The sequence below is a fragment of the Streptomyces sp. NPDC022910 genome, assembly GCF_055561075.1.
The window spans coordinates 152000-161362 of record NZ_JBVHHL010000015.1 but is presented as its reverse complement, the minus strand read 5'-3'; the positions used below and the strand labels follow the sequence as shown (position 1 = coordinate 161362).

Below are 9363 nucleotides of genomic sequence, written 5' to 3'. Positions count from 1 at the left end.
CATTCCGAACCCGGAAGCTAAGCCTTACAGCGCCGATGGTACTGCAGGGGGGACCCTGTGGGAGAGTAGGACACCGCCGAACAAATCTTGAGGAAACCCCGCACCGTATGGTGCGGGGTTTTCTGCGTTTTCGGGCATTTCCGGCTCGTTTAGGCTCGTACCCATGCGCTACGACCTCGTGATCTTTGACAACGACGGCGTCCTCGTCGACAGCGAGCCCATCTCCAATCGGCTCCTGGCCGCCTACCTCACCGAGCTCGGGCACCCGACGACGTACGAGGACTCCATCCGTGACTACATGGGGTCCGCGATGCACCGGGTCCACGACCTCGTCCACGAGCGCACGGGACAGCGGCTGCCGGCGGACTTCGACGACCTCTTCCACACCCGCGTCTTTGCCGCCTTCGAGCGGGAGTTGAAGCCCGTGGCCGGGGTCGTGGACGTACTGGAGAAGCTGTCCGCCGACGGGGTGCCGTACTGCGTGGCGTCGTCCGGGAGTCACGAGCGGATCCGGGTCGGGCACCGTACGACCGGGCTCGCCCGGTGGTTCGACGACGGGCAGGTCTTCAGTTCGCAGGACGTCGGACGGGGGAAGCCGGCGCCGGATCTGTTCCTGTACGCCGCTGAGCGGATGGGGGTCGCGCCGGACAACTGTGTCGTCGTGGAGGACAGTCCGCTCGGCGTGCAGGCCGCCGTCGCCGCCGGGATGGACGTGTACGGGTTCACCGCGATGACACCGGCCGCCAAGCTCATAGGTGCGACCCAACTCTTCTCCTCCATGGGGGAGTTGGCTGACCTGCTGGTATGACCTCGCCCGTGACCCGGGCGAACCGGAGCTGCACTGACATTTGTCATGCCGAGCTCCGGACGATCGTTTCTACTGGTGGGCCCGTCCCGGCGGCGAAGCTGGGGGCATGACGACGAACACGGTTTCCCAGGGCCAGAGCAAGAAGCAGAACTTCATGCCGCTGATCATGGACGTCGCGGTGCCGGTCGGTTCGTACTATCTGTTCAAGGACGGGTTCGGGATGAGCACGCTCATGGCCCTCGGCCTCAGCAGCGTCGTGCCGGCCGTGCGCACCGTGTGGGGCGTGGTCGGAGAGCGGAAGATCAACGCACTCGCCGGGCTCATCCTCTTCGTGAACCTCGTGGGGCTGCTTCTCAGCTTCGTGGCCGGCGACCCACGGCTGATGCTCGCCAAGGACAGCGGGGTGAGCAGCGTGATCGGAATCGGGATCCTGGTCTCCGTGGCCATGGGGAAGCCGATGATGACGGTGGGCATGAAGCCCTGGCTCGTGAAGGGGGACGCGGGCCGGGAGGCCGCCTGGGCGCGGCTGCAGAGTGGTTCCGCCGCCTTCCGGCGAGCCGAGCGGGTGTTCTCGGTCGTGTGGGGTGTGGTGCTGCTCGCCGAGTGCGTGGTGCGGGTCGTGGGCGCCTACACGCTTCCGGTGGACACCATGGTCTGGCTGGGTTCGGTCATCCTGATGGTCGCGATGGCGCTGGGGTTCGTCATCAGCGGTGGTCTCGCCGCCGGTCCGATGGCGCAGATGCTCATCGCCGAGGTGAAGGCCGAGGGTGCCGCCGCGCCCACCGCGGTTGTCGCTGCCGCACGGTGAAACTGAGCAAAATTCATCTTCGGCTGGATCTACCCACCGGTAGATCGGGGCCCTACTCTCGCCGCCATGACAGATGTGCTGCGGCGCGGTAGGGCCTCTCTGGCGTTCAGCTTCTTCGCTCAAGGCGCCACCTTCGCCCTGCTGGTGACCCGTATCCCGGCCATCCAGGACCGGTACGGGGTCTCCGACGCGCTGCTCCCCGTCTTCCTCGCCGCCGTGCCGATCCTCGCGGGTGTGGGCAGTGTGACGACCGAGCAGCTCGTCAAGCGCGTACGGCCGAGCCGGCTGCTCCGCTGGTCGCAACCCGTCGTGCTGCTCGCCCTCCTCGGTGTGGGGACCGGGGACCACATGGCCGAACTTGGCGTCGCGCTTGCCGCGTTCGGGCTGACCGTGGGCGCCCTGGACACCTCCATGAACATGCTCGGGGTGAGCCTCCAGCGGACGTACGGGCGCAGCATCATGCTCGGTTTCCACGCCGCGTACAGCCTCGGAGGGATCGTCGGCGCCTCGCTCGCCTGGGTGGGTGCGCACTGGCATCTTGCGCTGTGGGTGTCGTATCTGCCGCTGTTCGTGGTCCTGCTTCCGGCGACGCTCGTGGGCAGCCGGTGGTACGTCGACGGCAGCGGGCCCGATGCGGACGCGCAGGAGGCGACGGCCGGCCCCGTCGTCTTCCGGCTGCTGTTGCCGCTCTGTCTGGTGATGACCTTCGCGTACATCGGGGACTCGACCGTCTCCAACTGGAGCGCCAAGTACCTGCAGGACACGCTGGGAGGTTCGGAGCAGTTGGCGACGGTTCCGTACAACGTCTACATGGTCACCACGCTGCTCGGGCGGTCCATCGGGGACTTCGGCGTGCGGCGGTTCGGGGCCGCGGTGGTCGTACGGCTGGGTGCGCTGGTGGCGGCGCTCGGGTTCGCCGTGGTGGCGGGGGCGCCGGGAGCGTGGGTCGGGATGCTCGGGTTCACCCTGCTGGGTCTCGGGCTGTGTGTCCTCGTACCGCAGACCTTCGCTGCCGCCGGGCGGCTCTTCCCCGGGGCTTCGGACACGGCTATCGCGCGCCTCAACATCTTCAACTACGTGGGTTTTCTCATCGGCTCGCCGTTGGTGGGCGCGCTCGGGGACGCCTGGAGCTACCGGGGCGCCATGCTCGTGCCGATGGCGTTGGTCCTGGTGACACTGGTGTACGCCCGTTCGTTCAAGCCTGGACCGGACCGATACCGTGACGGGCATGAGCGGCCGCGCACAGCTGATGTGGGACGAGGCAGTAACGGGCTATGACTTCGGTCCGGACCATCCGATGGATCCGGTCAGGCTCGCGCTGACCAGGAGACTCGTCGACGCCTTCGGGCTCGACAGGAACGTCGAGGTGGTCGCGGCGAAGCCCGCGGGTGACTCCACGCTGCGGCTCGTGCACCGCGAGGACTACGTGGCGGCCGTGAAGGTCGCGTCCGCGCACCCGGCGTCCGCCGACGGGTCGTACGGGCTCGGGACCCTGGACGATCCCGCCTTCGCCGGGATGCACGAGGTGTCCGCCCTGATCGCCGGGCAATCGGTAGGGGCGGCCGAGGCCGTGTGGCGGGGGGACGCCCTGCACGCCGTGAACTTCGCCGGCGGGCTGCACCATGCGATGCCGGGCGGCGCGTCCGGGTTCTGCATCTACAACGACGCCTCGCTCGCCATCGCCCGGCTGCTGGAGCTGGGCGCCGAGCGGATCGCGTACGTGGATGTGGACGTGCACCACGGGGACGGGGTGCAGGCCGCGTTCTGGGACGATGCGCGAGTCCTGACCATCTCGCTGCACGAGCATCCGCGCACCCTCTTCCCGCAGACCGGCTGGCCGGAGGAGACGGGCGCCCCGAGCGCGGAGGGCAGCGCGGTGAACCTGGCGCTGCCGGCCGGGACGGGGGACGCGGGGTGGGTTCGTGCCTTCCACGCCGTCGTGCCGGAGCTGCTCGCCGACTTCCGGCCGCAGGTGCTGGTCACCCAGCACGGCGCCGACACCCACTTCGAGGACCCGCTCGCGCACCTGGCCGTGTCTCTGGACGCGCAAAGGGCCGTGCAGGTGGCGTGTCACGACCTGGCGCACGAGTACGCCGACGGGCGCTGGGTCGCGCTGGGCGGGGGCGGATACGCGGTCGTGGAGGTCGTGCCGCGTTCGTGGACGCATCTGGTCGCGATCGCGGCGGGCCGGCCGATCGAGCCGGAGACCGTGATCCCGGAGAGCTGGCGGCAGGAAGTCTTCGCCCGTACACGGCAGTTGGCGCCGATGCGGATGACGGACGGGCGGTGGCCGGTGTCGTACGCGGGCTGGGAGTCGGGGTACGACCCGGCGGACCGGCTCGACCAGGCGGTGCTCGCGGTGCGGAAGGCGGTGTTTCCGCTGCGGGGGTTGCTGGCGTAGCCGGTCGCCGCGTGGCGTGGCCTGTGCGGTAGGGGTGGTGCGCGGGGGCGCACGATTACGCCGACTGTGGGGTGTTTCTCGCATTCAGGACGTGCGGTGGGGGCGGGTGGGCCAGCATCGCTGACGTGTTGAGCACCGGAGCACTGCGTGCACATCTGCTGGCCGCCCGGCTGGCCGGGCCCGTGGCCACCTCGCGCGAGGAGAGCCTGCGCAGCTATCGGCTCTTCGCCGCCCGCGACCCCCGCGTGCTGATCGGGCTCGATCCCGAATGGACATGGGGGCATCGGGATGTGATCGAGCTGATGGCGGACAAGTGTGGAGTTTCGGCCGATCCTCGGCATGTCTCGGGTCATGATGTCATCGACCCGGAGCGCACCCTGGAGGGACTCGACGCCTTCGCCGAGCGGGTCGGCAAGGCCGCGCAGGACAGGGCTACGGTCCTTCTCGGTACCGGTCACCCGCACCGGCTGCTCGGTTTCTACGCCGCGCTGGCGGACGCCCTGTCGGCGGCGGGATGTACTGTCCTCACCCCGGCGCAGGGTCACTGTGTCGACATAACGACCCGGTTCGGTCTACGCACGTACAACCTTGATTACGTACGAGGTGTCGCCATCGTAAGGAACCCGGAGCCCGGAGGAGCCGGTTGTGAGCCCGGCGCACATGCGCACTCGCCGCTCCCGGTTCGCACCGTGCTCGCCGCCGCGGCGGAGACCGGCGGGCCGTTGCCCGATCTCGTCATCGGTGACCACGGCTGGGTCTGCGGAGCAGGTCAGCTGGGGTTCGAGGTGATCGGTCTCGCCGATACGGACGATCCTGCGCTCTTCGTGGGGGAGGCAGAGGGGCAGGTGTCCGTCGTCGTTCCACTTGATGACGCTGTGCGGTCTGATTACTACCGACCGCTTACTCGCTATGTACTCGATCGAGCGTGTCTGTCACAGTAGGCCGCCGATGGCATCCCCTCTTCCCCACTCGCATCACCCGCCCCTACATTGGGGAGTGAGCACGCAGCGACGAAGAGTCACCGGAAGGGGAAGCCGGTGGCCGTCGAGTGCGGAAGGTTCAGGTGTGTCATGGCTGCAGCTGGCGAGAGGCCTCTGAACGAGGTTCAGTTCCTGACCGTGGCGGAAGTCGCCTCGGTGATGCGAGTGTCGAAGATGACCGTGTACCGGCTGGTGCACAGCGGTCATCTGCCGGCGATCCGGGTGGGAAGGTCCTTCCGGGTGCCGGAGCAAGCGGTTCACGAGTACCTCCGCGAGAGCTATGTGGGGGTCGAGACGGCCTGACGGCGGCCCGGCGAGGCCCTGTGCGGCCTCCCGGGTCACCTCGATTACGACCTCAGCGCTCGGGCGGGTAGGCTAGCCCCTCGTAGGTCGTATGGGCCCATGGCGCCCAGCACCGAGTGATGAGAAGTGAGCGAGGGTAGTCGTGGGCTCTGTTATCAAGAAGCGGCGCAAGCGGATGGCGAAGAAGAAGCACCGCAAGCTGCTCAAGCGCACTCGCGTTCAGCGTCGCAACAAGAAGTAAGGTGCGGCCCCGCCAGGGGCACCTTTGCTCTGTGCGCGAGCGCGTGCTGTGGCCCCCCACCCACCGGTGGGGGGCCCTTGTCATCTCCGGGTGGTGGCTCCCGGCGAGGTCTGGCGGTCGCCCCGTCGCCGCCGGGTCGCAACCCGCTGTGCGTACGCCTGTGGGTCAAATGGCTTGGTCTGATCGTGCGTTCGAGGGTGTCGTCACTTCGTGCATCGGGCGGTCATCACAGCGCAACATCGACCCGGTAAGTTGGCCGCACACGGGGAACGCGGCAGGCTAGCGGGCAGAGGTACGTCCACTACTGGACGCGACGGGAAGAGAGGCGCTGATCTTGGGCAAGGTCGTGCTCGTGACCGGGGTGGCCCGCCGGCTCGGCGGCCGGTTCGTACGACGGATCCAGCGTGACCCGGAGGTCGACCGCGTCGTCGCGGTGGACGCGGTCCCGCCCGAGCACCATCTGGGCTCCGCCGACTTCATCCGGGCCGACATCCGCCAGCCCACCATCGCCCGGGTGCTCGCCGAGCACTCCGTCGACACGGTCGTCCACATGGACGTGACCGGCACCCCGCTGGGCAGCGGCAGCCGGGCCACTGTCAAGGAGACCAACGTCATCGGCACCATGCAGCTGCTCGGCGCCTGCCAGAAGTCGCCGACGGTCAAACGGCTGGTCGTGAAGTCCAGCACGAACGTGTATGGTTCCGCGCCCCGTGACCCGGCCGTCTTCACCGAGACGACCCCGCCCAAGTCCCTGCCCAGCGGCGGCTTCGCCAAGGACACCGTCGAGGTCGAGGGGTACGTACGGGGCTTCGCACGGCGTCGGCCCGATGTCGCGGTCTGTGTGCTGCGCTTCGCCAACATCCTCGGCCCGAGCGCCGATTCGCCCCTTGCGTCGTACTTCTCGCTGCCGGTGCTGCCCACCGTCTTCGGCTACGACCCGCGCCTGCAGTTCGCGCACGAGGACGACGTGATCGAGGTGCTGCGGATCGCCTCGCACGAGCCGCAGCGCGGCACGCTCAACAGCGGCACGTTCAACATCGCCGGGGACGGGGTGCTGCTGCTGTCCCAGTGCGCGCGGCGCCTGGGCCGGCCCACCGTGCCCCTGCTGCTGCCCGCGGTCACCTGGGTCGGCTCGGCCATGCGCACCCTGGGCATGACGGACTTCTCTCCCGAGCAGATCCGGCTGCTCACCCACGGTCGGGTCGTGGAGACGGACCAGATGCGCGAGACTCTTGGATACGAGCCGAAGTACACGACCGCGGAGACGTTCGCGGACTTCGCGCGCAGCCGTGGGCCCGGACTGCTGCCGCCGGAGGCCCTCGCGGGGGCCGTCGACCGGATCGCCGCGCTGCCCTTCGTGGGCGGTGGCCACCCCCCGACGCAGAGCGCCAACTGAGGAGCGCATCAACGATGGCGGACGCCAAGGTCATTCCGTTCGACGACGACCGGTCCCGCGGGGCTGCCGCGCAGCGGCCGCCGCGGCGCCGGGGCGCGGGGAGCCGGCGGGGGAGTGAGCCCGCGGCGGTCCGCGAGGTCCAGCCTCTGCCCGGCAGGGCGGTCCCGCAGGATGATGTTCCCGTGACACGTGAGGAGAGGCCGCCCGCCGCACCCCGGGAGGGAAGCCTGGAGCAGCGCATCGCCGGGGGTCTGGCCTTCCTGCGCCGCCGGCTGACGGGTGAGTACGAGGTCGATGACTTCGGCTACGACGAGGAGCTCACCGACCAGGTCCTGATGTCACTGCTGCGGCCGGTGTACGAGAGGTACTTCCGGGTCGAGGTGAAGGGCATCGAGAACATCCCGTCGAAGGGCGGCGCGCTGATCGTCGCCAACCACTCCGGCACCCTGCCGCTGGACGGCCTGATGTTGCAGGTCGCCGTGCACGACAACCACCCGGCGGGCCGTCATCTGCGGCTCTTGGCAGCCGACTTGGTCTTCGTGCTGCCGGTGGTCAACGAACTGGCCCGCAAGGCCGGTCACACCCTCGCGTGCGCGGAGGACGCCGAGCGGCTGCTGGAGCGCGGCGAGGTGGTCGGTGTGATGCCGGAGGGCTTCAAGGGCATCGGCAAGCCGTTCAGCGAGCGCTACAAGCTGCAGCGCTTCGGCCGCGGCGGCTTCGTCTCCACGGCTCTGCGCGCAGGCACGCCGATCGTCCCGTGCTCGATCGTCGGGGCCGAGGAGATCTACCCGATGATCGGCAATGCGAAGACCCTCGCCCGGCTGCTGGGTTTCCCGTACTTCCCGATCACGCCGACGTTCCCGTGGCTGGGGCCGCTGGGCGCGATCCCGCTGCCGACGAAGTGGACGATCCAGTTCGGCGAGCCGATTCCCACGGACGGCTACCCGCCGGAGGCCGCCGAGGACCCGATGCTGATGTTCAACCTGACGGACCAGGTCAGGGAGCAGATCCAGCACACGCTGTACAAGCTGCTGGTGCAGCGGCGCTCGGTGTTCTTCTGACTCCGGTACGCGGAACGGGGGCGCCCCTTCGACCAGGGGCGCCCCCGTTCCGCGTCAGGGCTGCTGCGAGCCCTACTTGCTCTCCTCGCTGTCGATGCCCAGTCCCGGCAGGAGACCGGGGAGCAGAGGCGGCAGCGTCACGTTCGGTCCCGACGACGGGCTCTTGCTCGACGAAGGGGAACTACTGGCGCTGTCCTTCGGCGGGTCCAGCAGACCGCCGGTGCTGCCGCCGAGCAGGCCGTCGCCGTCGCTCTTGGACGTGGACGGCTGGGGCCGGCCGCTGCTGTGGCTTCCGCTGGCGGAGCCGCCGGTGGCGCTCGGAGCGGGTCCGTCGCTGCCGGGCGAGTCGGTGGTGCCCGGAGCGGAACTCCCGGGGCTGCCTGAGCCGCCCTGGGACGGGGCATGCGGCAGCAGCGACTGCAGCGGGGCGACCTCCTGGTCTATGGCGTCGAAGACCGACGTCACCTGCTGACTGACGTCGCCGAGCTGGACGGGCAGCCGGTCGCGCAGGGCGCCCCAGGCATCGCGATGCGACTCGGAGAAGGCCGAGAGGGTCTGAATGGGGGCGATGGAGCCGTCCCGTTCATACGCCTCGTGCAGCAGGCGGTGGCCTTCGGCCGCGTCGTGCTGCATGCCGGAGAGGGTGCGGCGGATCTCGCCGAGGGACTCGTGGTCGAGCTGGCCGCCGCGGCCGCGCTCCATGAGCCGACGCGCCTCGTTCAGACGGGTCGACGCCTGGTCGAGGTAGATCCGTCCGCGGTTGTCGTCCCCCTCGGCCATGCCGAGTTTGACGTCCTCGATGCCGCGTTTGAGGCCGTAGAGCGAGTCCCCGGGCAGGGCGTCGGAACTGGCAGCGGCCACCCCGCCGAACGAGGCCGCGGCCACGCCGACGCTGAGTCCGCCCGCGGCGAGGCCCTTGGTGAGCCGTGTGCGGGACCGCAACTTCCCCAGCGGGCTTGCCCGGTGAGCGCCCCGGGCCCGATGGGATCGCCCGCCCGTCTCTCGCCGCCACCCTTCTGCGGAAGTCGCCGCGCTCCCCTTGTGAACGGGCATCGAAGGGTCCGCCGCTTCGCCTCCCGGGGCCGTGCCCTCCTGCAGCATGGCCTCCATCGCGGCCACCAGCCGCGCGCGCTGGACGACCTTCACCTCGGGATCGAGCGCCGGCCTGGGCAACTCGTCGAGACGGGTCGCGAGGGCCAACAGGCGGGCCCGCTCGGTCCGTTCCGCAGCAGCCGGGGCCGGAGCCGGTCCTCCGGGCTGCTCGGCCGCCGTGCCCCGGTCGTCGGACTGATCCTCCAGGGCCTGGGCGAAGGCGTTCGCCCGCCGGTGGGCCGATACGTTCGCGATCACTGGCGGCACCTCCTC

The 9363-nt window shown here is 69.6% G+C and carries 10 protein-coding genes and 1 rRNA gene; 10 read left to right on the top strand and 1 reads right to left on the bottom strand.

Features of this window, described 5'->3' with window-relative positions; translation table 11 throughout:
• The 10 genes from rrf to ACZ3TS_RS17375 form a co-directional block, all read left to right on the top strand.
• Positions 1-82 (top strand): 5S ribosomal RNA (gene rrf / locus ACZ3TS_RS17420); the annotation flags it as partial.
• Positions 83-163: 81 nt separating this feature from the next.
• A complete protein-coding gene (locus ACZ3TS_RS17415; RefSeq protein ID WP_467618631.1) occupies positions 164-808 on the top strand; it encodes an HAD family hydrolase in 645 nt (214 codons plus the stop codon).
• A 106-nt stretch (positions 809-914) separates the two neighbouring features.
• A complete protein-coding gene (locus ACZ3TS_RS17410) occupies positions 915-1616 on the top strand; it encodes a VC0807 family protein (protein WP_467618629.1) in 702 nt (233 codons plus the stop codon).
• A 66-nt stretch (positions 1617-1682) separates the two neighbouring features.
• Entirely contained in the window at positions 1683-2894 is a 1212-nt protein-coding gene (locus ACZ3TS_RS17405; protein ID WP_467618627.1) for an MFS transporter, read from the top strand.
• The gene (locus ACZ3TS_RS17400) at positions 2845-4017 is read left to right on the top strand and encodes an acetoin utilization protein AcuC (protein ID WP_467618624.1); all 1173 of its coding nucleotides are present in this window, start codon (positions 2845-2847) and stop codon (positions 4015-4017) included. The genes ACZ3TS_RS17405 and ACZ3TS_RS17400 overlap by 50 nt, the downstream gene beginning before the upstream one ends.
• Before the next feature lie 125 nt (positions 4018-4142).
• Entirely contained in the window at positions 4143-4958 is an 816-nt protein-coding gene (locus ACZ3TS_RS17395) for a phosphatase (RefSeq protein ID WP_467618622.1), read from the top strand.
• A gap of 129 nt (positions 4959-5087) precedes the next feature.
• Positions 5088-5300, top strand: coding sequence for a helix-turn-helix domain-containing protein (locus ACZ3TS_RS17390; RefSeq protein WP_004984898.1), 213 nt, complete (start codon positions 5088-5090; stop codon positions 5298-5300).
• Between the two features lie 142 nt (positions 5301-5442).
• Positions 5443-5541, top strand: coding sequence for a 30S ribosomal protein bS22 (locus tag ACZ3TS_RS17385; protein ID WP_003948845.1), 99 nt, complete (start codon positions 5443-5445; stop codon positions 5539-5541).
• 334 nt (positions 5542-5875) lie between these two features.
• Entirely contained in the window at positions 5876-6937 is a 1062-nt protein-coding gene (locus tag ACZ3TS_RS17380) for an NAD-dependent epimerase/dehydratase family protein (protein ID WP_467618619.1), read from the top strand.
• Between the two features lie 14 nt (positions 6938-6951).
• Positions 6952-7998, top strand: a complete 1047-nt coding sequence (locus tag ACZ3TS_RS17375) for a lysophospholipid acyltransferase family protein (RefSeq protein WP_467618616.1) — start codon at positions 6952-6954, stop codon at positions 7996-7998.
• Positions 7999-8070: 72 nt separating this feature from the next.
• Here the strand turns inward: ACZ3TS_RS17375 and ACZ3TS_RS17370 are convergent, their stop codons facing one another.
• Positions 8071-9348 carry a DUF5667 domain-containing protein gene (locus ACZ3TS_RS17370; protein WP_467618614.1) on the bottom strand — a complete coding sequence of 426 codons (1278 nt, stop codon included), beginning with the start codon at positions 9346-9348 and terminating at the stop codon, positions 8071-8073.
• Positions 9349-9363: the final 15 nt, after the last annotated feature.